General features: G+C 60.3%; 26 protein-coding genes and 1 tRNA gene. 3 read left to right on the plus strand and 24 right to left on the minus strand.

Going from position 1 to position 24068, the window contains the following annotated elements:
* Positions 1-14: 14 nt before the first annotated feature.
* From rplI to NYE40_RS24225, 6 genes are all read right to left on the minus strand, one after another.
* Positions 15-461 carry a 50S ribosomal protein L9 gene (rplI, locus tag NYE40_RS24200; RefSeq protein WP_028598026.1) on the minus strand — a complete coding sequence of 149 codons (447 nt, stop codon included), beginning with the start codon at positions 459-461 and terminating at the stop codon, positions 15-17.
* Complete coding sequence (locus NYE40_RS24205) at positions 458-2419, minus strand: DHH family phosphoesterase (protein WP_339279136.1); 1962 nt, start codon at positions 2417-2419, stop codon at positions 458-460. Before NYE40_RS24205 ends, rplI begins: the two co-directional genes overlap by 4 nt.
* Positions 2420-2434: 15 nt before the next feature.
* Positions 2435-3337: a DUF2232 domain-containing protein gene (locus NYE40_RS24210; protein ID WP_028598024.1), complete on the minus strand. Its 903-nt coding sequence runs from the start codon at positions 3335-3337 to the stop codon at positions 2435-2437.
* 179 nt (positions 3338-3516) lie between these two features.
* Positions 3517-3948 carry a CBS domain-containing protein gene (locus NYE40_RS24215; protein WP_028598023.1) on the minus strand — a complete coding sequence of 144 codons (432 nt, stop codon included), beginning with the start codon at positions 3946-3948 and terminating at the stop codon, positions 3517-3519.
* A gap of 33 nt (positions 3949-3981) precedes the next feature.
* Positions 3982-5079, minus strand: coding sequence for an LCP family protein (locus tag NYE40_RS24220; RefSeq protein ID WP_084136792.1), 1098 nt, complete (start codon positions 5077-5079; stop codon positions 3982-3984).
* An 89-nt stretch (positions 5080-5168) separates the two neighbouring features.
* Complete coding sequence (locus NYE40_RS24225) at positions 5169-5930, minus strand: DUF1836 domain-containing protein (protein ID WP_028598022.1); 762 nt, start codon at positions 5928-5930, stop codon at positions 5169-5171.
* Positions 5931-6168: 238 nt separating this feature from the next.
* Here NYE40_RS24225 and NYE40_RS24230 point away from each other — a divergent pair, with 238 nt between their 5' ends.
* On the plus strand, positions 6169-7536 hold the full coding sequence (locus tag NYE40_RS24230) for a hemolysin family protein (RefSeq protein ID WP_339279137.1): 1368 nt from the start codon (positions 6169-6171) through the stop codon (positions 7534-7536).
* Between the two features lie 191 nt (positions 7537-7727).
* Here NYE40_RS24230 and rpsR read toward each other — a convergent pair whose 3' ends face one another.
* Genes rpsR through rpsF form a run of 3 tightly spaced genes read right to left on the minus strand, consistent with a single transcriptional unit; the run spans position 7728 to position 8911 of the window.
* Positions 7728-8006: a 30S ribosomal protein S18 gene (gene rpsR / locus NYE40_RS24235; RefSeq protein ID WP_028598020.1), complete on the minus strand. Its 279-nt coding sequence runs from the start codon at positions 8004-8006 to the stop codon at positions 7728-7730.
* Between the two features lie 19 nt (positions 8007-8025).
* Positions 8026-8592, minus strand: coding sequence for a single-stranded DNA-binding protein (gene ssb, locus NYE40_RS24240; protein WP_028598019.1), 567 nt, complete (start codon positions 8590-8592; stop codon positions 8026-8028).
* A gap of 34 nt (positions 8593-8626) precedes the next feature.
* Positions 8627-8911, minus strand: a complete 285-nt coding sequence (rpsF, locus tag NYE40_RS24245) for a 30S ribosomal protein S6 (protein ID WP_028598018.1) — start codon at positions 8909-8911, stop codon at positions 8627-8629.
* 419 nt (positions 8912-9330) lie between these two features.
* On the opposite strand from rpsF, the gene NYE40_RS24250 reads away from it, so the two are divergent.
* Positions 9331-9516, plus strand: a complete 186-nt coding sequence (locus NYE40_RS24250) for a YjzC family protein (protein ID WP_028598017.1) — start codon at positions 9331-9333, stop codon at positions 9514-9516.
* Positions 9517-9938: 422 nt separating this feature from the next.
* On the opposite strand, the gene NYE40_RS24255 is transcribed toward NYE40_RS24250, so the two are convergent.
* From NYE40_RS24255 to NYE40_RS24270, 4 genes are all read right to left on the minus strand, one after another.
* Positions 9939-10029: transfer RNA gene (locus NYE40_RS24255), tRNA-Ser, on the minus strand.
* A gap of 56 nt (positions 10030-10085) precedes the next feature.
* On the minus strand, positions 10086-10316 hold the full coding sequence (locus NYE40_RS24260; protein ID WP_028598016.1) for a DUF951 domain-containing protein: 231 nt from the start codon (positions 10314-10316) through the stop codon (positions 10086-10088).
* Positions 10317-10397: 81 nt separating this feature from the next.
* Entirely contained in the window at positions 10398-11360 is a 963-nt protein-coding gene (locus NYE40_RS24265) for a mechanosensitive ion channel family protein (protein WP_052333044.1), read from the minus strand.
* A gap of 263 nt (positions 11361-11623) precedes the next feature.
* Positions 11624-11857 (minus strand): DUF3343 domain-containing protein, encoded by a 234-nt coding sequence (locus tag NYE40_RS24270; RefSeq protein WP_028598015.1) that lies wholly within the window; start codon positions 11855-11857, stop codon positions 11624-11626.
* 91 nt (positions 11858-11948) lie between these two features.
* On the opposite strand from NYE40_RS24270, the gene yyaC reads away from it, so the two are divergent.
* Complete coding sequence (yyaC, locus tag NYE40_RS24275; protein WP_028598014.1) at positions 11949-12542, plus strand: spore protease YyaC; 594 nt, start codon at positions 11949-11951, stop codon at positions 12540-12542.
* Here yyaC and NYE40_RS24280 read toward each other — a convergent pair.
* The 11 genes from NYE40_RS24280 to rpmH form a co-directional block, all read right to left on the minus strand.
* Positions 12493-13023: a DUF4446 family protein gene (locus tag NYE40_RS24280; RefSeq protein WP_240478965.1), complete on the minus strand. Its 531-nt coding sequence runs from the start codon at positions 13021-13023 to the stop codon at positions 12493-12495. The two genes, yyaC and NYE40_RS24280, sit on opposite strands and share 50 nt — an antisense overlap.
* A gap of 27 nt (positions 13024-13050) precedes the next feature.
* Positions 13051-14220, minus strand: coding sequence for an aminotransferase class V-fold PLP-dependent enzyme (locus tag NYE40_RS24285; RefSeq protein WP_028598012.1), 1170 nt, complete (start codon positions 14218-14220; stop codon positions 13051-13053).
* Positions 14221-14410: 190 nt separating this feature from the next.
* On the minus strand, positions 14411-15256 hold the full coding sequence (locus NYE40_RS24290; RefSeq protein WP_028598011.1) for a ParB/RepB/Spo0J family partition protein: 846 nt from the start codon (positions 15254-15256) through the stop codon (positions 14411-14413).
* Entirely contained in the window at positions 15237-16010 is a 774-nt protein-coding gene (locus NYE40_RS24295) for an AAA family ATPase (RefSeq protein WP_028598010.1), read from the minus strand. Before NYE40_RS24295 ends, NYE40_RS24290 begins: the two co-directional genes overlap by 20 nt.
* A 270-nt stretch (positions 16011-16280) precedes the next feature.
* Complete coding sequence (gene noc / locus NYE40_RS24300) at positions 16281-17099, minus strand: nucleoid occlusion protein (protein ID WP_028598009.1); 819 nt, start codon at positions 17097-17099, stop codon at positions 16281-16283.
* A 361-nt stretch (positions 17100-17460) separates the two neighbouring features.
* On the minus strand, positions 17461-18195 hold the full coding sequence (gene rsmG, locus NYE40_RS24305) for a 16S rRNA (guanine(527)-N(7))-methyltransferase RsmG (protein ID WP_101807361.1): 735 nt from the start codon (positions 18193-18195) through the stop codon (positions 17461-17463).
* Between the two features lie 3 nt (positions 18196-18198).
* Positions 18199-20085 carry a tRNA uridine-5-carboxymethylaminomethyl(34) synthesis enzyme MnmG gene (mnmG, locus tag NYE40_RS24310; RefSeq protein ID WP_028598007.1) on the minus strand — a complete coding sequence of 629 codons (1887 nt, stop codon included), beginning with the start codon at positions 20083-20085 and terminating at the stop codon, positions 18199-18201.
* A 195-nt stretch (positions 20086-20280) separates the two neighbouring features.
* The gene (gene mnmE, locus NYE40_RS24315) at positions 20281-21660 is read right to left on the minus strand and encodes a tRNA uridine-5-carboxymethylaminomethyl(34) synthesis GTPase MnmE (RefSeq protein WP_028598006.1); all 1380 of its coding nucleotides are present in this window, start codon (positions 21658-21660) and stop codon (positions 20281-20283) included.
* Between the two features lie 156 nt (positions 21661-21816).
* On the minus strand, positions 21817-22689 hold the full coding sequence (locus NYE40_RS24320) for a YidC/Oxa1 family membrane protein insertase (protein WP_043111057.1): 873 nt from the start codon (positions 22687-22689) through the stop codon (positions 21817-21819).
* 105 nt (positions 22690-22794) lie between these two features.
* Entirely contained in the window at positions 22795-23139 is a 345-nt protein-coding gene (rnpA, locus tag NYE40_RS24325) for a ribonuclease P protein component (RefSeq protein ID WP_028598004.1), read from the minus strand.
* Between the two features lie 155 nt (positions 23140-23294).
* Entirely contained in the window at positions 23295-23429 is a 135-nt protein-coding gene (gene rpmH / locus NYE40_RS24330) for a 50S ribosomal protein L34 (RefSeq protein WP_084136787.1), read from the minus strand.
* Positions 23430-24068 lie beyond the last annotated feature (639 nt).

A 24068-nucleotide genomic window follows, 5' to 3' on the forward strand; every position in this document is an offset into this window, starting at 1 on the left:
CTGCGCCTCCGTTCTCATTCTTCGGCCGCCTGGACCTTCAGCTTGCCCTTAACCTGCGGGTGCAGCTTGACGTCCAGATTCGTGAAGCCGAGCGAGCGGATCGGCTCCGGCAGCTCGAGCTTGCGTTTGTCGAGCTTGATGCCCTCCTGCTTCTCCAGCGCCTCGGCGATCTGCTTGGTCGTGATCGCGCCGAACAGCCGGCCCCCTTCGCCGGCCTTCGTCCGGACGACGACGGTGACCTGCTCCAGCTTGGCGGCCAGCGCCTCGGCGTCGGCCTTCTCCTGAGCCTTGCGCTTCTCCTCCGACGCCTTCTGCATCTCCAGCGTCTTGATGTTGCCTGCTTCCGCCGGTTTTACGAGGCCTTTCGGCAGCAGGAAGTTGCGGACGTACCCTTCCGATACTTCCTTGACCTCGCCGCGTTTGCCCTGTCCCTTTACATCCTGCAAAAAGATGACCTTCATTCGAACAACCCCTCTTCCTCATGAATTTGCTGCAGCACGCGCTTCAGCTTCTCTTCGACATCCTGGACGCTGCCCTCCTGCTGGCAGGCGGCGTTGGTCAAATGGCCGCCTCCGCCCATGCGCTCCATGACGACCTGCACGTTCATCTGGCCCAGCGAGCGGGCGCTGATGCCGACGAGGCCGTCCTGGCGCTCGCCGATGACGAACGATGCGTAGATGCCCGTCATGTTGAGCAGCGTATCGGCCGACTGCGCGATCAGCAGCTGCGAGTAGCGCTTGCCCGGCTCCGTCACCGCCAGCGCGACATGGCCGTACAGCACTTCGGCATGCTTGATGATGTCGGCTTTCTTGAGATATTCCTCCAGATCCTCCTTGAGCATCCGCTGCACCATCGCGGTGTCCGCTCCGTTGCGCCTCAAGAACGAGGCCGCTTCGAACGTGCGCGCGCCGGTCCGCAGCGCGAAGCTCTTCGTGTCAACGGTGATGCCCGCGAGCAGCACCGTCGCCTCGCGGATGTCGAGCACGAGGCGGTCATGGATATATTGGAGCAGCTCCGTCACGAGCTCGCATGCCGACGAGGCGTACGGCTCCATGTAGACGAGCACCGCGTGGCTGATGAACTCCTCGCCCCGGCGGTGATGGTCGACGACGACGACCCGACCGGTCTGGCTGAGAATCCGGGGCTCCTTGAGCATCGAAGCCTTGTGCGTGTCGACGACGACGACGAGCGTGCGGCCGTCGACGAGCGCGAGGCTCTGCTCCGGCGAGATGAAGCGGCGGTACAGCCGCTCGTCCTCCTTGATCATCTCCATCATCTTCTGGATCGCGGGATTGATTCCCTCGAGCACGATGTACGCTTCCTTGCCGAGATGGGACGCCATCTTGGCCACGCCGACGGCGGCTCCGATCGCATCCATGTCCGGCATCTTGTGCCCGACGATGACGACCTTCTCGCTCTCGCGGATCATGTCCCGCAGCGCATGCGCGACGACGCGCGCCCGCACCCGCGTCCGCTTCTCGACGGCGTTGGACTTGCCGCCGTAGAAGCTGGTCCGCTCGCCGACCTTGACCGCCGCCTGATCGCCGCCGCGGCCAAGCGCCATGTCGAGGCTGACCTGCGCCCACTGGCCGAGCTCCTGAATGCTGGACGCCCCGGCCGCGAAGCCGATGCTCAGCGTCATCGGAATCTTGAGGTCGCCGGTCATCTCCCGCACTTCGTCGAGGATGATGAACTTGGACAGCTCAAGCTGGCGCAGCGCCTGCTGATCGGTGATGAGCAGGAACCGGTCGGAGTTGAGCCGCTTGAGATACAGGTTCTCGCGCTGCGACCATTCCGTAATCTCGGACGTGACGCGGGAGAGCAGCGTCGTGCGCTGCTGATCGTCCATCGACTGGGTCACCTCGTCGAGGTTGTCGATGAAGACGATGCCGAGCGCCGGCTTCTCTTCCTCGTACTGCTTGGAGAGCTGCCACATCTCCGTGATGTCGCGCACGTACAGCAGCTTTTCCGCCGGACGATAGAGCAGCTCGTAGATGTCGGCTCCGATCGCGATCTCCATCTTGCCGGGCCGGTCCTTGGCCTGCGCCAGCGTCGGGAACAGCTCCATCAGCGGCACGCCGATGACCGACTCCTCCTCCATCATGCTCGCTACGAACGGATTATGCCATTCCACGACGCGCTCATCATTGAAAAGAATAATGCCCAAAGGCAGCTCGTGGATGACCTCGCTCCCGACTTTTTTGATGCGGTAGGACATCGTCCCGAGATAGTTCTTGAACTCGCGGCGGAACGCCCTCTCCGCCAGGTACGTGTAGAAGCCGCAGCCGGCCGCCAGCACCAGTCCCGCGATGCCCAGAGCCAGATTGTAGGCCATCAGCGCCGCGGCGATCAGGACGAGGGCGGCCGCCCATGCGATCCCGTGCATGCCATGCCAGCGCTTGAGTAGATTCCTAGGCATAAGTCACGCCCCTGTTCAAGGTTTCTGGAACGACTTGCGGATCGGAAACGCCGCGTCCAGCACGCCGATCAGACTGAGGGGCGGGAACAGCAGCACGAGAAATCCGATGAAGGCCGGCACGCCCTTCGGCCAGCGCTTCTGATGCGCCAGGAAGAAAAAGAAGCCGATCGTCTGGACGGTGAAGACGAACCGCAGCAGCGGAACGAGATTGGCCACCGCCGTCGTCAGAAACGAGCTGTCTCCCGCCGGCACGATCAGCTGGAGCAGCAGCGCGATCAGGTAATACGTCACGAGAATGCGCGGCACCCGCCACTCGCGGGCGGGCGGCATGCCGGCCGGATGCAGGCCGTAGGCGCGCAGCGCGATCCTCGATCCGTACTGGGCGACCGCCGTCAGCAGGAAGGCCGACAGCAGCAGCGCCTGCGGTATGACCTGCACGGTGGAATCGACGAGCTGGTCGACCATGTCGGCCGTCCACAGGTCCTTCATGACCCCTTCGCTCGCGACCCGGCTCGCAGCCGAGCGCAGCTGGTCCTGCAGCGCGCCGATGACCGACAGGTCCAGCACGAGATCGAACAGCACCAGCTCGAGCAGCACGATCGCGACGAGGCTGACGAGCACCGCGGTCATCCGCGAGCGTACGGGCTTGCCGGTACGGTAATAATGGCCCATGACGATCGAGGGCACGAGAAAGAACAGGCCGACGATCAGCGGAGCCGGTCCGGCCACGAGATAGACGATCAGCCACACCGGAATCAAATGGGCGGCGAACATGCGCTTGGAAAGCGTCGTGTAGAGCACGACATATGGAACCATCAGCAAGGCGATGGTCAGAACGTTCAGCAGCGGCACTCCGATCGAGAGCAGCAGCAAGAGAGCGGCGACGCTCCAGAGGATGGATTTCCCATCGGTTTTCAAAAGCCCGTTCACCTCAAATCTGCGATTCCTCTTGGCCCGACCTAGGCATGGCCGGCCAGAAGCTTTACCACCCATTATACCACAAATCCAAGGCCGGCAAGCGAGCGGAAGGCGCCTTGGACGGCGCTGCCGAAACGAAAAAAACCGGTTTTCCGCCGATGCGGAAATCCGGTTCTGCGCTATTCCTTTACGGCGGCCGTCTCTTCCTTGCCCCGGAAAAGGCCCTTGGCGCAATAATCGATGATGTCGCTCCGGCGGACGATGCCGATGAACCGGTTCATGTCGTCCACGACCGGCACGAAGTTCTGCATCTTGGCCAGCGAGATCAGGTCCTCCATGTTGGCGTCGATGCGCACCGGCTTCAGCCGCACGCGCATCGGCACCTCGGAGAGGCTGACGCGATGCGTCTGCTCGAAGCTGAGGTTCTCGTTCTTCATGAACCAGAGCAGATCGCCCTCGGTGACGGTAGCCGCGTAGCCGCCCTTGTCGTCGAGGATCGGCACCGCCGTGTAGCGATGATGCTCCATCTTCTCCAGCGTCTGCCGCAGCGTCGCTTCCTGCGTGAGCGTGATGACTTCCGCTTTGGGAAGAAGGAAAAACGCAATGTTCATCTTGGCCTGCACTCCATTCTCTAGCGGGAAAGCTTACTCGTCCGCGCCGGCCGAGGCCGTGGACACTTCCCGATCTTTGCCGCTGCCCGCGACATCCTGCTTATCCGCAGCCGACGCTCCGGTTCCAGTCAGCTCCGCCAGCGATTTGGCCGGATTCATCCAATCCTCGATGAGCGTCTTGCTCTTGGCGACATCCTCTTCGTCGGCAAAGTAATACCAGGCGCCGTTGCTGGCGAGCTTTCCGCCCTCGCCTTTGAGCGTATGCGTATAGATGGAGCGGTTTTTGCCCTGCATCATCGCCTTGGCCATCTCGATCATCTCGCTCGGAGGAATGTCCGTGGCGAAGTTCTCGCCCATGATGCCGACGTACTCCGGAATTTTGGACCAGGAGGACATGCTCGACGCTTCGTCCATGATCGACTCGACGAACGTCTGCTGGCGCTCCGTGCGGCTGACGTCGCCGCCCGCGTCCTCGCGGTAGCGGACGAAGTTGAGCGCGTCCTGGCCCATGTATTTGTCCTGTCCGGCCTTGATCGTGAACTTCTCATGGCCGGGATCCTTGTTGACGATATCCTCCTCGATCGGCAGGGAGATGCCTCCCATGGCGTCGATCAGGTTCTTGAATCCATTGAAGTTGACGGCCGCATAATAATCGACCTCGCTGCCCAGCAGGTTCTCCACCGTATCGATGGCCATCTTGGCTCCGCCGAAGGCGTAGGCATGGTTGATCTTGTCCTCGCGGTCCCTGCCGACGAGCTCCGCATACGTATCCCGCGGGATCGACACCATGAGGATCGCGCCTTCCTTCGGCCGGATGACGGTGTACATGATCGTGTCCGAACGTCCCTGCTCCGCGTCGCGGGCGTCCACGCCCAGCAGCAGCACCGAGTATGGATCGGCCTGCGTATACTTGATCTGCTCGGCCGCCGGCGGCTTCGGCTTGCTGTCGACGGTCGGCTTGTAGGATTTCTCAAGCTGCTTCTCCACGTCCTTCGCGAGGAAAAGATCAAAGCCCCACAGCGCCAGCGTCGTGCGGTTATAATATCCCGCCGCTCCGAGTACGAGCAGCAGCGCCAGGACGGATGCCGTCCATGTCCATGCCTTCCGGGCGCGCGATTTTTTTGGCTTCATCGGAAAAAGTTCCTTTCTATCGGTCGAATAGATTCATTTAGTTTAGCCTAAGTGTAGACGAGTATCCTTAAAAAATAGTTACAAGAAGATTAATGCAGGAAGAGCGTCGCATTGCAGTACCGCCGGGTGAGCGCATGGAAATACGCGGCCTGCACCGAAAAGACGGCGATCAGCAGCATATTTTCCAGCGTGACGCGCTCCAGCTCGCTCAGCCGCTCGAGGCCGTCGAGATAGGCCTTGGCGGCATCCCGGACCCGAGTCTCCAGCGGAGCCGCCCCGTAGCCGGTCAGAGCGGGCCCGCTGTCGAGGATCTGGTCTCCGTCGGCGTCCATATCCTCAAAAATCGAGGAATAGGCCAGATAGAATTCCAGCGCCCCGAGCAGCGGCCGGCACCGGCCGTCCTCGCCGCAGCCGAAAAGACGTTCGAACAGCTGGCGGATCGACTCGAAATCGAGGCTCGCCTTGAGATCGTCGATGATATAAAGCAGCGCCGCCTGCTCGAGCGAGTATTTTTTTCCGGCCTTGGGCGACTCGAAGAACGGCTTGAAATCCCGCTTCACCCAATTCTGCATGGCCGTGATCGACAAGGACGAATATTCGACCCTTGCGCCGAGCGTCGCCGCCTCCTGCAGCGAGACGCCCTTGATGCCCTGCCCCTTGATCAGCTTCTCCAGCACCGCCGGCCAATCCGTCGAGAGGAAAGCCGGCAGCGCCTTGCCGGAATCCACCTGATCGCGATGCTCCTTGCGCCATGCGTCCTGAACGATCTGGATCGGGCTCTCCGCCCGGCGTCCGCAGAGCGAGAGCAGCAGCTCCGCCATCTGGCGCCGAGTCAGCATAAAGGCTTCCATGCCGTTTTCCTCCTTCCGTTCCAGGGTATCAAGTTCATATGAACCTATCATAAGTCCCCCTCATGCGGCTGTAAAGACTGGCATGAAGGAGAAAAACGCCGATTGAGCCGCTCTCTTCGGCTCCCACAGCCTTATACCGTCAGACAAAGGCTTTGAAACAGTTGATGGACAGGCGATAGGTTCGTTATACTGGTTCAAAAGAACTCATTTCATAGGTAAAGGATGTCGATGATTTAGAATGGACAGTATAGGCTTGAATTTGGCTTTGGTCGCACTGCTGATTTTTCTGACCGCCTTTTTCGTGGCGACGGAGTTCGCCATCATCCGGATACGGCCGAGCCGCGTGAATCAGCTCGTCGTCGAAGGACGCAAAGGCTCGTTGGCCGTGCAGAAAGTGACGAGCAACCTGGACGGATACCTATCCGCCTGCCAGCTCGGGATCACCATCACCGCTCTCGGACTCGGCTGGCTCGGCGAGCCGACGATGGAGCGGATCCTGGAACCACTCTTTCACCAATTCCATCTGAACGACAGCCTGGCCGGACTTCTGTCCTTTCTGATCGCGTTTCTGGTCGTCACGTACTTGCACGTCGTCGTCGGCGAGCTCGCGCCAAAGTCGTGGGCCATCCAGAAAGCCGAATTCATCAGCTTCCTCGTAGCGAAGCCGATCATCTGGTTCCACCGCATCCTTTATCCGTTCATCTGGCTGCTCAACGGCTCCGCCAACGCCCTCATCCGCCTGTTCGGCCTGCGCGCCGTCAGCGAGCATGAGAACGCGCACTCCGAGGAAGAGATCCAGATCATCCTCAGCGAGAGCCTGCAGAGCGGCAAGATCAACAATACCGAGTATGGCTATGTGAGCCGCATCTTCGCCTTCGACGAGATGGTCGCCCGCGAGATCATGGTTCCCCGCACCGACATGGTGTGCCTGTACACGAACCACAGCCGCGAGGAGAACCTGGCGGTCATCCAAAAGGAGCAATATACCCGCTTCCCGGTCGCCACCGAGAGCAAGGACAATATTGTCGGCATGATCAACACGAAGCAGCTCTTCCTGACGTATCAGGAGGACAAGGAGTTCAACTTCAAGGATCTGATCCATCCCGTCGTGTCCGTGCCGGAGAGCATCCCGGTCAAGCAGCTGCTCAAGCGCATGCAGCTCGAGCGCGTCCATATCGCCATTTTGGTGGACGAGTACGGCGGCACGTCCGGCCTGATCACGATCGAGGATATCCTCGAGGAGATCGTCGGCGAGATCCGTGACGAGTTCGACGAGGACGAGCGCCGCGAGATCGAGAAGCTTGAGGAGAACTGCTACCTGCTCGACGGCAAGGTCTCGCTCGACGAGCTGGGCCAGCTGTCGGGACACAACTTCGACAACGAGGATACCGATACCGTCGGCGGCTGGCTGTACACCCGCCTCCAGTCGCCCAAGGTCGGCGTGCAGCATGATTATGAGAACCTCACGTTCATCATCCGCGAGGCGACCAAAAACCGCATCCGCAAGATCGAGCTCATCATCCATACCGAGGACGAGATCTCCTCGGCGGAAGCCCAGGCCGCGCAGGCTCAAGCCGAGCTGAACGGAGAGCCTTCCTCCTCTTGATCCCCTATGCACGATTCTCGCCACCACCTGCCGCAGGGCAGGTGGTTTTTTTACGCCCTCGTCCGTCATGCTCATGCTTCGCCTGCACCCAAACGCAAAAAAGCAGCCCTCCCGGAAGTGGAAGAGCTGCTTGCTCGGAACGAGGCCCGCATCGCCGTCGAGGACGACGGATGCCGGTTCGTCTTGACGGCCTAGTTGTCCGTCGTATATGGCAGCAGGGCTACTTGGCGGGAGCGTTTGATCGCAACCGTCAGAGCACGCTGAAATTTCGCGCTTGTGCCCGTCACACGACGTGGCAGAATTTTGCCGCGCTCGCTGATGAACTTGCGAAGCAGATCCGTGTCCTTGTAATCAATATGCTTGATTTTGTTCACGGTGAAGTAGCAGACTTTACGGCGCTTGTTGCGGCCGCCTTTGCGGAACTTGCGCTCTGGGCGCTCGCCGCCGTCTTCTCTTTGCTTGAATCCCATGGTCTATCCGTCCTTTCCTTTAAAATGGCAAATCATCTTCGGAGATGTCGATCGGACGTCCGTCATCCGAGAATGGATCCCGGCTGTTCGAAGAACCACCGCCGCCGCGATTGCCCCCGTAGGAACCTCCGCCTTGGCTTCCGCCGCCCGATTGGCCGCCGCCACCGCCATAGCCTCCGTTGCCGCCGCCGTAATTTCCGCCGCCGCTGTTGCCGCTGCTTCCGCCGCCGCTGTAAGAGCCTTCCTCACGCGGAGCGTTTTCACGGTTTCCGGACTCCAGGAACCGAACGTTGTCGGCAATGATTTCCGTCACGTAGACGCGCTTGCCTTCGTTGTTCTCGTAGTTCCGGACTTGCATCCGTCCTTCGACTGCTGCCAGACGACCTTTGCGCAAGTAATTGGCACAGGTTTCGGCAAGCTGCCTCCAGGTGACGATCGGAATGAAATCGGCCTCGCGCTCGCCGGATTGGCTGTTGAAGGGCCGATCCACCGCCAGCGTGAATTGCGTGACCGCAACTCCCGAAGGGGTATAGCGAAGCTCCGGATCTCGGGTGAGCCTGCCGATCAGAATGACACGGTTCAACATCGATACGCACCTCCCAAGTCAGCTGAGTCTTGGCTTACGCTACGTCTTTGACGATCAGGAAACGGATGACGTCATCCGTGATCTTGATGACGCGGTCCAGCTCGTTGACCACTTCGGACGGACCCGTAAAGTGGACAAGAACATAGATCCCGTCACGGATCTTGTTGATCTCATACGCAAGACGGCGCTTGCCGAGAACGTCGGACTTGGTAACTTCTCCGCCATTCGCGATGATGCCATTGAATTTTTCGACGAGAGCTTGAACTGCTTCTTGCTCCGTCTCCGGACGAATGATGTACATCAATTCGTATTTGCGCACTTTGATTCACCTCCTCTTGGACTAAGCGGCCCTTCTCATCCTTGCGGATGAAAGAGCAAGGAGCGAGGATTAACTCGCATACCAACCTACTATACCAGAACAGCCTGTCCGACGCAAGGCTGACGAAGACTGACGCAAGCCTGACGAGGAATGACGAAGGCTTGACGAAGCCTCGCTGCGCGATCATCCTCGCTGCAGCATGCCGACGATACGGCTGGCGGCATCGCCGGACGCCGCTCGCGTGCTTCCGAGCACTATGCGTGCGAAAAATTCCCGCTGATGATTCGTTTCCGCGCGGCAGACACTAAGCGTCCGGCCTCGAGGGATGCCAGGCAGGCGCCAGGCCCGTACGCTGGGCCTGCGCCTGCCTGGCGCGTCCGCGGCGGCCGAATTCCTAGCTGAAGGTGGAGAAGCGCGACATGGGCGAGCGGACCAAGTTTGTAGCGGGCTTCAAAGCGCCGAACGACGGCTGGTACATGGAGGCGGGAGAGGATTCCTTCCATATGGGCATCTCCCATCCGAAAAAGATCTCCCTCAAGAAAGGCCAGCATTTCCCGAAAAACTCGAACCACAATCGGGTCTGGGTCAAAATGCCGAAGGACTGAGCTGAAGCCGAATTCGGCATGCGGCGCATAATCGCGCCGGTCCCGGCCATACTATCCTCGACGGCGCGACAAGATGAGGGTGTGGTTCCGTTGGCCGTAACAAGCGCAAGGGCACAGACACAGCCAAGCATTCATGTTCACGAACGCAGAGAAGCGAGGGGTTGCGCCAAAGACGATTGTCTTTAAGGCCTTCGCCGCAGCAGGCTCAAAAGTCTTTCGACAGTTGAAGCCGGGCGGCTTTCCGTACGATTCAATGAGGAGTGCAGCTTGATTGATCTTGCAGCCCATTAAGCGCCGTCAGCAAAAGCCCAGCCATCCCGGCTGGGCTTTTGTTTTTCGACCTGCTTGTTCCCTTCCGTATGCAGGCGGCAGGCATGAAAAAAGCGGCTCTCGACGAGAGCCGCTGGCTGTTTGGCTGTGGGTGGCGGAAAGGGTGGGATTCGAACCCACGCACGCCGTGAGACGCCTAGCTGATTTCGAGTCAGCCCCCTTGGGCCACTTGGGTACCTTTCCGCAGCATGATAGATCATATCATGGATCTGGCGATCATGCAAGTCTTTTTCGAGCGGCTAGGAAGAAGCCGTCTCGCCATCCGCATTTTCCCGCTCCGCCGCCGCCCGAAGCACCTTTTTCAGGTTCTTCTCGAATTTCGCCCGCGGAATCAAGACGCTATGCTTGCAGCCGACGCACTTGATCCGGATATCCATGCCCATGCGGATGACTTCCATCTCGTTCGTCCCGCACGGATGGGGCTTCTTCATCTGGACCACATCGCCCAGCTCGAACTGCTTGCGCTCCATACCCGTCACCTCTTCCTCTGCCCGCCGCGCCGACTCCAGTCGCGGCGGCCGCTCCTATCCATCTTACACTTCCCGCCGCTTCTAGGCCAGCGCTTCTTGCGGTCCTTCTCCGCTGCGCAGCAGCAGCTGCAGCTCGCGGTTGATCTGACGGGATACCGTCGCTTCCGTATTCGGCATGCACTCCGCCACGATTCGAAGCTTGTATTCCGCCGTCGTCATCGAGGTGACGCCGAGCAGATCCGGCACCTTGACGAGATTCGGATTATCGATCTTTTCCAGCATGTCGCGGATGCGCTCCGCCGCTGTCTCGATCGGCACATCGTTCGGCACGTCGACGTCGACGACGGCAAGCGAATTGTTGAGCGAATAATTCGTCACCTGCGAGATCGTGCCGTTCGGAATGATATGCACTTCCCCCGTCCACGTCTTCAGCCGCGTCGTCCGCAGTCCGATCAGCTCGACCGTGCCTTTGTACGTACCGGTCTGAATGACGTCGCCGACGGCGAACTGATCCTCCAGCACGATGAAGAAGCCGGTGATGACGTCCTTCACGAGGCTCTGCGCGCCAAAGCCGATCGCCAGGCCAAGCACGCCCGCTCCCGCCAGCAGCGGCGCGACATTGACGCTCAGCATCGACAGCACGAGCATGCCGGTGATGAAGTAGACGACATAGTTGGTTACGTTTTTGAGCAGCCTCCCCATCGTCACGACGCGCCGCGTGCGCTGCTGCACCCGCGTCTCCCGCTCCAGCACCTTGTCGATTCCCTTGCCGACGACGAAGATGATGAGCTGGCCGACGAGCAGGATGAAGGCGACCTTGATGCAGATGATCGTCGCGTTGATCCAGAACTGGCTGTCGAAGTAGCTCGTCATCGCATCCCAGTACGCGCTCGTTTTATTCGCCACCTCTTCCTTCATCCCCTCCAGGTCCGTTGGAAGCGGAGCGACGGACGGCTCCGGGCTGGCGGACGGCCCGGGGCTGGCGGAAGGCGGCGGCGATGCCGCAGGATTCGCCGCTGCCAGCGGCTGATGCAAGAAATTCATCGGATTCGTTCTCCTCTCCATACAGGGCGAAGCGGCTCTCGTCGTCCTCTGGCGGCGAGGCCAGCCTCGTTCCGAGCAAGATACGATCACGGAAGCGATTCGCTTCTCGTTTCTTATCGTTTAAAAAAGCCTCTCCGCATCGGCTGCGGGAAGGCTCGTCTCATTAGACCTTATAACCGCTTGTCCTTCCTCTCAACCGCCTGCCGCCGCCCGGCACCCGAGCGGCAGGCAGGCTTCCATGACGGCCGAACGGACCGCCTGCGCTACACCGGCTCGTAGCCGGTGCCCGTCTCGCGGAAAATGCCGCGGATGTCGACCGTCTGCTCCTGCAGGATCGTCCGGACGCGCTCCAGCTCTTCATCAGGAAAATCGATCGACAGCGCGCAGCCTGCCGTAATCGTCTTCGGCGTCGGCCGGATGTCGATCTCGATATCGGCGTATTCGAGCAGCATCTCGGTACGCAGCGCCTGCTGCGTCGAATCAAAGGCGATCAGCATCGTCGGGACTCCTTTTCGAAGGGACAGGCAAGTATAAATCCCCCGTCTCTACCATATACTATTAGTAGTTCATTTTAGCGGAGGGGAATCTATGAAACGTCCTGCTGCCATGCATGAAGTCCCGCTCAAGGTGCCGCATACCGACCCCGGCGCCTCCCAGCAGCTGGCCAGCCGGCTGCTGCTGCATCTGCTGAACGTGCCGGCGGATCGCCGGATTGCCGTCGTCTGCATCGGCACCGACCGCTCCACCGGCGACGCGCTTGGACCGATCATCGGCTCCCGCCTGGACAAGCTGCGCAGCTCGCAGTTCGAGCTGTACGGCACGCTGGACGAGCCCGTCCATGCGATGAATCTGGAAAGCACCCTCCAGGACATCCATCGTGCCGACTCCAAGCCGTTCATCATCGGCATCGACGCCTGCCTCGGCCAGCTGAGCAGCGTCGGCAGCATCCAGCTCGGCTCGGGCCCGGTGCGTCCCGGCGCAGGCGTCAACAAGGACCTTCCTCCCGTCGGAGACATCCATATGACCGGCATCGTCAATGTCGGCGGCTTCATGGAATATTTCGTCCTGCAGAACACGAGGCTCAACCTCGTCATGCGCATGGCCGAGCTGATGGCCGACACGCTCGCTCTCGCTATCCGCGACTGTCGGCCTTATCCGATGCATGCGGCGACGCAAGAATAATCGCCTGACGCTCCTCCGGAGTCAGCGGATAGGACGAGCCTCCCTGCGCCAGCGGCTTGGCGTACATATAGGTCTCGTCTCGTCCATGCAGTCCGGTCAGCACGACCCCGGAGCCCGCCTCGTCGATGATCGCGACCGAAAAGCTCATGTCGCTGCCCTGATTCGAGAATGCGTTGTAGCGCACGACGCCGACCTTGCCCTTCGTTTGCCGCAGCAGCTCGCCGAACTCGGCCAATTGACGGTCGAACCGACCCAGCCGCTCCTCTTGCTCGTCGAGAGACAGCCGCAGCCCGACGATGACCTCCTCCAGATTGGTTACGCCCGTCTGCCCCATCACCTGCACGTATTGCTTCCGCAGCTTCTTCAGCCTGCGGCCTAGCGCCGCGATCCAGACGACCAGCAGCAGCAGCGCCAGCGCCAGCAGCCCGATCGCAATGCCGTAAAATGGCTCTTCTGTCCACGACTCGATCCAATCATTCATGATTCCAAGTACGCTCCTCATCTTTCCCTACAGGGGATAATGGATCCGGATCTCGCGCAACGCGCGCACGAGCGCGTCGGCTTCGTCCTCCGTCGTGGAGAAGCCGACGCTCGCCCGGACCGCACCGCTTTCTGCCGTGCCTGCGCTTCGATGAGCAAGCGGGGTGCAGTGATAGCCTGCCCGGACCGCGATGCCGTAATGCTGATCGAGGATGAAGCTCAGCTCCGATGCCTCGACGCCTTCCATCGTGAATGCGCAGATGCCGGTCCGAGGCTGCCCGATGTCCGGCCCGAGCAGCCGGACGCCTGCCACTGCGGACAGCCCGTCCATGATCCGGCCGACGAGCTCCGTCTCGCGAGCGTGTATGGCTCGCGTCGTCCGCTCCAGCACGAGGCGGACGCCTGCAGCCAAGCCGGCGCTTCCGGGGGTGTTGGGCGTCCCCGCCTCGTAGCGGTCCGGCCGCACCGTCGGCTGCTCCGCAGCTTCCGATTGGCTGCCGGTGCCCCCATGAAGCAGCGGCAGCGGATCGAGCCTCGGATGGATATAGAGCCCGCCGGTCCCTTGCGGTCCCAGCAGCGCCTTGTGTCCGGGAAAAGCGAGCAGATCGATGCCCATCGCCTCGACATCCAGCTCAAGCACGCCGGCGGACTGGGCCGCGTCGACCAGAAACGGCACGCCGCTGGCACGGGCAATCTCGCCGATATCGGCTACCGGCAAGATCGACCCGAGCAGGTTGGAGCTGTGCGTGGCCACGATCAGCGCCGTTTCCGGCCGCAGGGCTTCCCGTACTCGAGCCGCATCGAGACTGCCGTCCGCAGCCGTCTCGACATAAGTGACGGAGATGCCGATCGCCGCCTTCAGGAACTCCAGCGGCCTGCGCACCGAGTTATGCTCCACCGCCGTAGCTACGACATGATCCCCAGGCTTCAGCAGCCCTTTGATCGCAAGATTGAGTCCCTGTGTCGTATTCGCCGTCAGGGCGATATCGTTCGGATTCGCGATCCGAAACAGCTTGGCTAGGCTCTTTCTCGCCTCGAACAGCACCCTGCCCGATTGCACCGCCATGCGATGGCTTCCTCGCCCTGGATTGGCGGCGCCTTGGCGCATCGCCTCCAGCACGGCCGCTACGACCTCCTCCGGCTTGGGCCAGGAGGTCGCGGCATGATCCAGATAGATCAAGGGCCGATCTGCCGTCATGGTCGCTCGCATCCTTTCCTCGAAGCAGGCCCTCTGGCATCGGCCGGCTCTCATCTGACTTTCTTCCAAAAACAACAATAGCATACCTAAGTTTAATCTCTCGGAAAGCAGATTACAACCAAGGTATGCTCGTTCGACGACTGAAGCGGCGCTTCGGCTTCGAAGCTGTAGAAGCGGGCCTGACCGCGCTCTACAGCTTCAGCAAATCCAGTATCCGCTCCAGATCTTGCTTGTTGTAATAGGCAAGCTCAATCTTGCCTCGCTCGCGCGAAGCCTTGATCTTGACCGATGTTTGGAACCGCTCCCTCAGGTTTTCCTCCAGCGCCTCCAAATACGGATCGCGCTTGACGGCTTTGGCCTTCGGCGCCGGCTCCGGCTGCTTGCGGTCCAGCTCCTGGATCGCCTGCTCCAGCTCGCGCACGCTCCATTCGCTTTCTATCGCCTGCTTGGAAAGCTCCTTGCGCAGCTTGTCTTCCTTGACGCCGACGAGAGCTCGCGCATGGCCCATCGACAATGTTCCACGTGAAACATTTTCCTTGATTTCCGGAGGAAGGGTGAGCAGCCGCAGGAAGTTAGCGATATGCGAGCGCGACTTGCCCACTTTGAGCGAGAGCTCCTCTTGCGTCAGCTCGAACTTGTCCATAATCGCCTGATAGGCCGCTGCAAGATCGATGGCGTTGAGATCCTCCCGCTGCAGGTTCTCGATCAACGCGATCTCCATCGTCTGCTGGTCGGTGAAGCTGCGGATGACCGCCGGAATCGTCTTGAGCCCGCACAGCTGCGAAGCCCGGAATCGTCGTTCGCCTGCGATGATCTCGTAGCCTTTGAGCACGGAACGGACCAAAATCGGCTGAATGACGCCATGCTGGCGGATCGATTCGGCCAGCTCATGGATCGATTCGTCATGGAACGTCAGTCGAGGCTGATACGGATTCGGCCTTAGCTGCTTGAGCTCGATCTCGACGATTTTGTCGTCCTCTTGGATCGAAAGGGAGGGAATGAGCGCATCCAGTCCTCTACCTAGCCGCTTGCTCATATTGAATCACTTCCTTCGCCAGTTCGAGATAAACTTCGGCGCCTTTGGAGCGGGGATCATAAGTGATGATGGCCTGACCATGGGACGGCGCCTCGCTCAGCCGCACGTTACGCGGAATGATCGTCTGGTACACCTTCTGCTGGAAGTATTTTTTCACTTCCTCGATCACCTGGATGCCCAGGTTCGTGCGCGCATCGAACATCGTGAGCAGCACGCCCTCGATCTGCAGCGACGTATTGAGATGCTTCTGCACGAGCCGCACCGTATTGAGCAGCTGGCTCAGTCCCTCCAGCGCGTAATACTCGCATTGAATCGGGATGATGACCGAGTCGGCGGCCGTCAGCGAGTTGATCGTCAGGATGCCGAGCGACGGCGGGCAATCGATCAGCACGTAGTCGTATTCGTTGCGCAGCTGGGAAAGCGACTTTTTCAGCCGCACTTCCCTCGAAATCGTCGGAACAAGCTCGATTTCGGCTCCAGCCAGCTGGATGGTCGCCGGAATGATGCTCAGATTCGGCACCGCCGTCGGCGCTACCGCCTCATGAGGATCGACTTCGTTGATCAAGACGTCGTAAATGCTGTTTTCCACGTCGGCTTTGCTGATGCCGACACCGCTGGTCGTATTGCCCTGGGGGTCGATGTCGACCAGCAGCACCCGCTTCCCGAGAGAAGCGAGGCAGGCCCCCAGATTGACGGAAGTGGTCGTTTTTCCGACCCCGCCCTTCTGGTTCGTTATGGCGATTATTTTGGACAACCTTGTCACCTCAATATTCCAAATCTTCGGACCTGCATCCCGTCGGAGTCGATCCGGCGGATAGCGCTTGCATAGGAAAAGCAGAGCTTGGATGATAAAAAAAAGCGGCTGCTGCCGCTTTATGCGCTCCCAGGACGTCGGCGGCATCGTTCGGGCATCGGAGAGTCGATCATGGTGTCGGTAGCCGCAGGACGCCGCGCATCCATCGCAGGGATTGAAGCCAGTATAAAGGAATCCGCCGGAATTGGGAACCGCTCCCGGGCGGCGATATCAGCGTTTGGGAATTTGGATGACGATTTCGTAGTGATCTTCGAAGTCCTTTTCGTCGGTCTTGATCTGCAGCCCGGAGCCGGACACCATATCGATCGATTGGCGGATCGTATTCAGAGCGAGGCGGACATCCTTCGTGAAGGAGATGCGCTTCGCTTTTTTGGCCTTGGTCGCTTCTTTGTAAAAGGCAACCCTCGCCTCTGTCTGCTTGACGTTCAACTCCTTGCTGAGTACGTCGTCGAGCACTTTCTGCTGCAGCTCCTCGGAATCGAGAGCGAGCAGCGAGCGGGCGTGCCGCTCCGTAATCTTGCGGTCGGTGAGCGCCGACTTGACCGGATCGCTAAGGCCGAGCAGACGGATTTTGTTGGCGATCGTCGACTGGCTCTTGCCGAGCCGCTGCGCCAGACTTTCCTGCGTCAGGCTGTGCAGGTCGATCAGCTTCTGGTACGCGACCGCTTCCTCGATCGCGCTCAGCCCTTCGCGCTGCAGATTCTCGATCAGCGCGATCGAGGCCGCCTGCGAGTCGTTGAAGTCGCGTACGATCGCCGGAATCGTCTCCAGGCCGAGCTTGCTGACCGCCCGCCAACGCCGCTCTCCAGCGATGATCTCGTAGCGGCCATCCCGAATCCGAACAACGATCGGCTGGATGACGCCATGCGTGCGGATCGTCTGGCTGAGCTCCTCGATCCGGTCGTCGTCAAAAATCGTTCTCGGCTGATAAGGACTCGTATCGATGCTGCCGACGGGAATCTGCTTTACTTCATCTTGAACAGCTTTCGGGTCGGACAGCCCGAACAGCCGGGAAAATTGTTCCTTCATCATTCTACAACCACCCGAATTCAATGTGCCAATGTCCTTGCTGTAGGATCCGTGTGCGTCTGCCCCGACCCGCCGACATTGTGCTTCCGCAGCTTCGCGTCGCGGCGGCGGAGGCGAGCCGGTCGCGGCTCTGGTTCATGCAGCACGGGCAGGTCGGTATGCGGTTCCCGCAATGATCGGCCGAATAAGGTCGCGTCGCGTCGCTTCCGCCGGACGGGCAGCCGCGTCGACGCTCCTGACGGAGGACGACAATCCCTTTCCCTACTTCCAATTCGTTGAAGGCTCGGAAATTTCCTGCTGGATTTCGCGCTTGCACGAAGTTTTCACCGGATGGATACAAAATGTTCCACGTGAAACATCGTCATCCGCGCCGTTTGAGCATCGGCTGCTTCAGCGGAACGCCCGCCTTGCGGGGATACGCTTTTGGCGTGGCATCCGTCTTGGCGATCAGGATGATCGCCCGCTCCGATTGCTCCTCCGGCAGCCGCAGCGTCTCGACGCGATCTACACGGCCGCGAAGCTCGCGGATCGCATGCTTGGCCTCCTCGAGCTCCTCCTGCGGGTCGGCTCCCTTCATCGCCGCGAACAGTCCGCCCTTGCGGGCGAACGGCAAGCACAGCTCGCTAAGCCCGGCCATACGGGCGACAGCGCGCGCCGTCACGATCGCATAGCGGTCGCGATGCTCCGGCAGGCGTCCGATATCCTCGGCTCGGCCGTGGACGCATTGCACGTCCTCCAGTCCGAGCTGCTCGCATACATGCTGGAGGAACGAGATCCGCTTGGCCAGCGAATCGACGATCGTCACCTGCAGCTGCGGGAAGCAGATTTTGAGGGGCAGGCTCGGGAAGCCCGCCCCCGAACCGATATCGGCGAGCCGGTCCGCGGATGACAGGTCGGCATAAAAGGCGAGCGTGACGGAATCGTAGAAATGCTTCTCGAACACCGCCGCGCGCTCCGTGATTCCGGTCAGGTTCATCCTTTCGTTCCAGTCGACGAGCAGCTCGTAGTAGCGCTGGAACTGCTCCAGCTGACGGGGCGCAAGCGGAATTCCCCGCTCCAGCAGCCGGGCGGAGAACGCATCGATCACCTTGTCCATGCGTTATGCCCTCGCCGCGCCGGCGCGGTTGAACTGCTCGAGATGCACGAGCAAGATGGATATGTCGGCCGGCGTCACGCCCGCGATGCGGGAAGCCTGTCCGATATTCAGCGGACGGATGGCGGCGAGCTTCTGCTTCGCTTCCGATGCGAGGCCATGCACGGCGCTGTAGTCGATGCCTTCCGGAAGCTTCTTCTTCTCCATCTTGCCGAGCCGCTCTACCTGAGCGAGCTGCTTCTCGATATAGCCGGCATACTTCACCTGGATCTCGACCTGCTCCTTCATGTCCTCGCTCAGCTCGTACGGCGCGGGAGCGAACGGTTCCAGATGGGCGTAGGAAAGCTCGGGACGGCGCAGCAGCGTAAGCGCGTCGGTCGTGGACTGAAGCGGAGCGGAGCCGGCTGCCTGCAGCATCGCCTCGGCCTCCTCCGGACGGATCTTGATCGTCTTCAGGCGGGCAAGCTCTTCCTCGACGCGGGCTTTCTTCTCCAGAAACTTGGCGTACCGCTCTTCGCTGATCAGGCCGATCTCGCGGCCGATCGGGGTCAGGCGCAGATCCGCGTTGTCATGACGGAGCAGCAGCCGATATTCGGCGCGGGAGGTGAGCAGGCGATACGGCTCGTTCGTGCCCTTGGTCACCAGATCGTCGATGAGCACGCCAATATAGCCTTGCGAGCGCTCGATGATGACCGGCTCCTTGCCTAACGCCTTGCGGGCGGCATTGATGCCGGCGATGACGCCTTGTCCGGCCGCCTCCTCGTAGCCGGACGTGCCGTTGATCTGGCCGGCGGTGAACAAGCCCGGCAGCACCTTCGTCTCCAGCGACGGCCACAGCTGGGTCGGCACGACCGCGTCATACTCGATCGCATAGCCGGTGCGCATCATCTCGACCTTTTCCAGGCCGGGAATCGAGCGCAGGATGCCGAGCTGCACGTCCTCCGGCATGCTCGTGGACAGGCCCTGCACATAATACTCCGACGTATTCATGCCTTCCGGCTCGAGGAAGATCTGATGCTTCGGCTTGTCGGCGAACCGCACGATCTTATCCTCGATCGACGGGCAATAGCGCGGTCCCGTGCCCTCGATGACGCCCGAGAACATCGGCGCGCGATGAAGATTCTCGTTGATGATGCGATGCGTGTCCTCCGACGTGTACGTCAGCCAGCACGGCAGCTGCTCGTTGTCCGCATATTCCGTCTCGAACGAGAAGAACTTCGGCTTCTCGTCGCCCGGCTGGATCTCCATCTTGCCGAAGTCGATGCTGTCCTTATGGACGCGCGGCGGCGTGCCCGTCTTGAAGCGCACCAGCTCGAAGCCGTTCTCCTTGAGCGACTGGGACAGCCGCACAGACGGCTGCTGGTTGTTCGGACCGCTCTCGTAGATCAGCTCGCCCATAATGACCTTGCCCCGCAAATACGTGCCGGTCGTCACGACGACGGTTTTGGCGCGATACACGGCGCCGGTCTTGGTGATGACGCCGACGCAGGCGCCGTCCTCGACGATCAGCTCCTCCGCCATGCCTTGGCGCAGCGTCAGATGCGGCGTCTCCTCGATCGTTTTCTTCATCGTATGCTGATAGAGGAATTTGTCCGCCTGCGCGCGCAGCGCATGCACGGCCGGGCCTTTCCCCGTATTGAGCATCCTCATTTGGATGTACGTCTTGTCGATGTTCCGTCCCATCTCGCCGCCGAGCGCGTCGATCTCGCGGACGACATGACCCTTGGCCGGTCCCCCGATGGACGGGTTGCACGGCATGAACGCCACCATGTCGAGATTGATTGTGAGCAGCAGCGTCTCGCAGCCCATCCGGGCCGCCGCCAGCGCCGCCTCGCAGCCTGCGTGGCCGGCGCCGATGACGAGGACGTCGTACTGTCCTGCCTCGTAATTCATTTTGGATTGCCTCCTGGTCGGAATCGGCCGCTTTTCAGCCCGCCTCTCCCTCTTTTATGAAAATAGGGTTTCAAACCCAGCATCCGACGGCATTCGCTAGCCTGAATTGCCCTCTGCCGTCGCCATGCTGTCCATTGCCGGCGAATCTTCTCGATTGATCCGGCCTTCCTTTATCGTTATTCACATGTGGATAATCTATTTGCCCAAGCAGAATTGCGAAAAGATCTGGTCGATCAGCGAGTCGGCCGCCGTATCTCCGACGATTTCGCCCAGCAGCTCCCACGCCGCCCGTACGTCCAGCTGGACCATGTCGATCGGAATGCCCGCCTCGGTGGCGCTCACCGCATCGCGCAGCGCATCCGTCGCCCGGTGCAGCAGCGAGATATGGCGCGCATTGCTGACGTACGTCAAATCGGCGCTTTCCAGCTGGCCCTCGAAGAAGAGCTCCCGGATCGCCTGCTCCAGATCGTCGAGCCCCTGCTCCTGCAGCACCGACATCGGCACGATCCGGCTGTCCGGCAGCGCCTCGCGGACCTCGGCCAGCTCGAGCCGCTCCGGCAGATCCGTCTTGTTCACGATGACGATCACCTGTCGGCCAGTCAGCTTGCCGAGTAGCTCGCGCTCGTCCTCGTGCAGCGGCTCGTTATGGCTGAGCACGAGCAGCAGCAGCTCCGCCTCCGCGACCGCCGAGCGGGAACGCTCGACGCCGATCCGCTCCACGACGTCCGTCGTCTCCCGGATGCCAGCCGTATCAAGCAGCCGCAGCGGAATGCCCGACAAGGTCACGTATTCCTCGATCACGTCGCGGGTCGTACCCGGTATGTCCGTCACGATCGCCTTGCTTTCCTGCACGAGCGCGTTCAGCAGCGAGGACTTGCCGACGTTCGGACGGCCGACGATCGCCGTCGTGATGCCCTCGCGCAAAATCTTGCCTTCGGCCGCCGTCCGCAGCAGCCGCTCGATCGAATCCAGCGCGGCGCCGCAGCTGTCTCGGATGTACCGGCTCGTCATCTCCTCGACATCATGCTCCGGATAATCGATGTTCACCTCGATATGGGCGAGCAGCTCGATCAGGCTGTGCCGCAGCGCGTGGATCCGCTTGGACAGCGTGCCCTCGGCCTGCTTGAGCGCGACCGTATAGGAGCGGTCCGACTTCGAGCGGATCAGGTCGATGACGGCCTCCGCCTGCGCGAGGTCGATGCGGCCGTTCAGAAACGCCCGCTTCGTGAACTCGCCCGGCTCGGCGACGCGCAGGCCCGGCTGCCGCAGGACGAGCTCAAGCACCTTGCGGACGGCGATGAGGCCGCCATGCGCGCCGATCTCGACGACATCCTCCGCCGTGAAGGAGCGCGGACCTTTCATGACCGTCACGAGCACCTCCTCGATCACCTCGCCGCTGGCGGGATCGACGATATGCCCGTACGTCACCGTATGCGACGGAGCTTCGGCCAGCGGCTGTTTGGACCGCAGCACGCCGCCTACGCTCGCGATCGCCTGCGGACCGCTGACGCGGATGACGGAGATGCCGCCTTCGCCGAGTGCCGTCGCGATGGCCGCGATCGTATCTTGAGTCATCATGATGCTGACATTCACCTCGTTTGATCGGTCCGGCGGAGGCCCGAGGGTCGGAGCTCAGCCGCAGGCCGGATGATGGCAAAAAAGCAATGACTGTAAGAGCCATTGCCGCCAAATCGATTCTTTATGCATGGAGAGCCGGCCGGCCTCTCCTCCTTATTTGTTCTTGGAGGATACGGCAGCCTTGCCCTTGCCTTTGTTTTTCTTTTGGCTGCCCTTGCCCTGGTTCTGGCCGCCGTCTTCTTTCTTCGGCTCCTTCTTGTCCGCGTTGCGGACGTACAGGAAATAGTTCTGCACGATCGTGTAGATGTTCGTGTAGATCCAGTAAAGCGGCAGCGCCGACGGGAAGTTCCAGGCCATGACGAGGATCAGGATCGGGAAGATCATCATGATCGTATTCATCATCTGCATCTGCGGGTTGTCCGGCTGGGACTTCTGCATCATCTTGGTCTGCACGTAAGTCGTGATCGCCGCGATGATCGGCAGGATATGCCAATGGTCCGGCTCGCCGAGCTGCAGCCACAGGAATTCATGCGTCTTGATGTCGCTGTTATAGTAGATGGAATTGTAGAGCGCGATGAAGATCGGCATCTGGATGAGCAGAGGCAGGCAGCCCGCCATCGGGTTGACCTTGTTCTGCTGGAACAGCTTCATCGTCTCTTCCTGCTGCTTTTGCGGGTTGTCCGCGAATTTTTTGCGGATTTCCTGGAGCTCGGGCTGGATCGCCTGCATCGCCTTGGAGCTGCGGTACTGCTTAAGCGTGAGCGGCAGGATCAGCGTGCGGACGATGATGACCATCAGCAGGATCGCGAAGCCGTATTGGCCGCCGAACCAGTCTGCGAACGTATCCAGCGAGTAGGAGAAGTAGTAGACGACGTTGCGCTCCCACCAGTTGCCGTTCGCCTTCAGATCCTCGGTCGTCGTCGCATGATCCGTATTCGGCATGCATCCAGAGAGGAGCGCCACCAACGTAATCAGGGAGACTAGGACGAGCCATTTGCGTTTTGAAGCCAAGCGCGAAAAAAACATGTAAATCTCCTCTCTGACAGCCTGTCGCGATTCAACCTAAACTATACCATACAAAAAGGGGCAAAGAAACAAGCCCGTCCGGCTCTGCGCCTCGGAAAAGAGCTTTCACCGCGGCTTCAGCAATCCCGCCTTGCGAAGGACGTGGAGCACGTTCTTTTCCAATTCCTCGGTCGGCTTGCCGACCGCGCCCGCGCGGACGATCAGGATCATGTCGGTCCGCTCGCAGATCCGGTCGGCATGCTTGCGCACGATTTCCTTCAAGACGCGGCGCATCCGGTTGCGGACGACGGCGTTGCCGATTTTTTTGCTGGCGGAGATGCCGAGCCGGAACGGCTCGGCAATCGGCTGCCGCGACCAGTAGACGACGAACTGGCCGTTGGCGAAGGACTTCCCGCCCCGGTACGTCCGGGCAAAATCCTCGCGCCTTCTGAGGCGCCATTTTCTTTGCATCGTTCACCGACTCCATGAGTTTTCGGCGCCGCTCGGCGCCATATGCGCTGCCTTACGAAAAAAAGACCACGCCAGGTGGTCTTTTTTCCACAAGCCAGAACTATCGTTCATTCTCGCTTTGAAGCGGCTGAGCCGCTTTTATGAAGGAAAAGAGCTTACGCGCTCAGCTTGGCGCGGCCCTTCTGACGGCGTGCAGCCAATACTTTCCGGCCGTTTTTCGAGCTCATCCGCTTACGGAAGCCGTGAACCTTCTTGCGCTTGCTCACGTTCGGTTTGAAAGTCGGTCTCATTACATGCACCTCCCCGCTTTAAAGGTCGTTCGTCCAACTCGGCTGCTCCTCGGCGCGAAGCCGCGGAACGGCTGGACGAGCGATCTGTTCGTCCGTGCCCAAGTAAAAACGCCTTTTTCCATTTAACCATTTCACGCCCGCGAAGTCAACCGGCATCTCGATCGTCCACCGCCTCCAGGGCTCCGCTCTTCCCGTCCGCAGCCCGCTCCCTTCATCTAAATGGATGTGGATAACCGCGGAACGGGTCGGGAAGCGTCGCAATTTAGTAACATGTGCATAATAAAAAAGAGATTTGGCGCCTGCTGTCGAACCTGCGCACAATCTGTTAACAATATCTTGTGCTGTAGATAACTCTTATACACAAGCAGTAGCGATTGTGGATAATATTCCGCCACGCGTTGAAATAGAGCCTTTCTTTTGCTATGATAGATTTGTTTTTGTTGTGGACGGAGAGCAATGACGGCTTGATTTATCAACAGCCTGTGGATAAGAATGTGAACAACATAATCCCCCTCTGTATAACCTTCATCAACAAGTCCCTGCATCTGTGGATGGATGAGCGGCTTACCCCAATAGAATCGACTAGCATAGCGGCATCAGGTTTTGCCATCGTACCAACAGGGATAGGAGTGACCGTCA

It is taken from the genome of Paenibacillus sp. FSL W8-1187 (assembly GCF_037965485.1).
Taxonomy (GTDB): domain Bacteria; phylum Bacillota; class Bacilli; order Paenibacillales; family Paenibacillaceae; genus Paenibacillus_O; species Paenibacillus_O pasadenensis.

Coding starts and splice junctions, on each gene's coding strand:
- rplI (WP_028598026.1), bottom strand. CDS start 461: ATGAAGGTCATCTTTTTGCAGGATGTAAAGGGACAGGGCAAACGCGGC.
- NYE40_RS24205 (WP_339279136.1), bottom strand. CDS start 2,419: ATGCCTAGGAATCTACTCAAGCGCTGGCATGGCATGCACGGGATCGCA.
- NYE40_RS24215 (WP_028598023.1), bottom strand. CDS start 3,948: ATGAACATTGCGTTTTTCCTTCTTCCCAAAGCGGAAGTCATCACGCTC.
- NYE40_RS24220 (WP_084136792.1), bottom strand. CDS start 5,079: ATGAAGCCAAAAAAATCGCGCGCCCGGAAGGCATGGACATGGACGGCA.
- NYE40_RS24225 (WP_028598022.1), bottom strand. CDS start 5,930: ATGGAAGCCTTTATGCTGACTCGGCGCCAGATGGCGGAGCTGCTGCTC.
- NYE40_RS24230 (WP_339279137.1), top strand. CDS start 6,169: ATGGACAGTATAGGCTTGAATTTGGCTTTGGTCGCACTGCTGATTTTT.
- rpsR (WP_028598020.1), bottom strand. CDS start 8,006: ATGGGATTCAAGCAAAGAGAAGACGGCGGCGAGCGCCCAGAGCGCAAG.
- ssb (WP_028598019.1), bottom strand. CDS start 8,592: ATGTTGAACCGTGTCATTCTGATCGGCAGGCTCACCCGAGATCCGGAG.
- NYE40_RS24250 (WP_028598017.1), top strand. CDS start 9,331: ATGGGCGAGCGGACCAAGTTTGTAGCGGGCTTCAAAGCGCCGAACGAC.
- NYE40_RS24260 (WP_028598016.1), bottom strand. CDS start 10,316: ATGGAGCGCAAGCAGTTCGAGCTGGGCGATGTGGTCCAGATGAAGAAG.
- NYE40_RS24265 (WP_052333044.1), bottom strand. CDS start 11,360: ATGAATTTCTTGCATCAGCCGCTGGCAGCGGCGAATCCTGCGGCATCG.
- NYE40_RS24270 (WP_028598015.1), bottom strand. CDS start 11,857: ATGCTGATCGCCTTTGATTCGACGCAGCAGGCGCTGCGTACCGAGATG.
- yyaC (WP_028598014.1), top strand. CDS start 11,949: ATGAAACGTCCTGCTGCCATGCATGAAGTCCCGCTCAAGGTGCCGCAT.
- NYE40_RS24280 (WP_240478965.1), bottom strand. CDS start 13,023: ATGAATGATTGGATCGAGTCGTGGACAGAAGAGCCATTTTACGGCATT.
- NYE40_RS24285 (WP_028598012.1), bottom strand. CDS start 14,220: ATGACGGCAGATCGGCCCTTGATCTATCTGGATCATGCCGCGACCTCC.
- NYE40_RS24290 (WP_028598011.1), bottom strand. CDS start 15,256: ATGAGCAAGCGGCTAGGTAGAGGACTGGATGCGCTCATTCCCTCCCTT.
- noc (WP_028598009.1), bottom strand. CDS start 17,099: ATGAAGGAACAATTTTCCCGGCTGTTCGGGCTGTCCGACCCGAAAGCT.
- rsmG (WP_101807361.1), bottom strand. CDS start 18,195: ATGGACAAGGTGATCGATGCGTTCTCCGCCCGGCTGCTGGAGCGGGGA.
- mnmG (WP_028598007.1), bottom strand. CDS start 20,085: ATGAATTACGAGGCAGGACAGTACGACGTCCTCGTCATCGGCGCCGGC.
- mnmE (WP_028598006.1), bottom strand. CDS start 21,660: ATGACTCAAGATACGATCGCGGCCATCGCGACGGCACTCGGCGAAGGC.
- NYE40_RS24320 (WP_043111057.1), bottom strand. CDS start 22,689: ATGTTTTTTTCGCGCTTGGCTTCAAAACGCAAATGGCTCGTCCTAGTC.
- rnpA (WP_028598004.1), bottom strand. CDS start 23,139: ATGCAAAGAAAATGGCGCCTCAGAAGGCGCGAGGATTTTGCCCGGACG.
- rpmH (WP_084136787.1), bottom strand. CDS start 23,429: ATGAGACCGACTTTCAAACCGAACGTGAGCAAGCGCAAGAAGGTTCAC.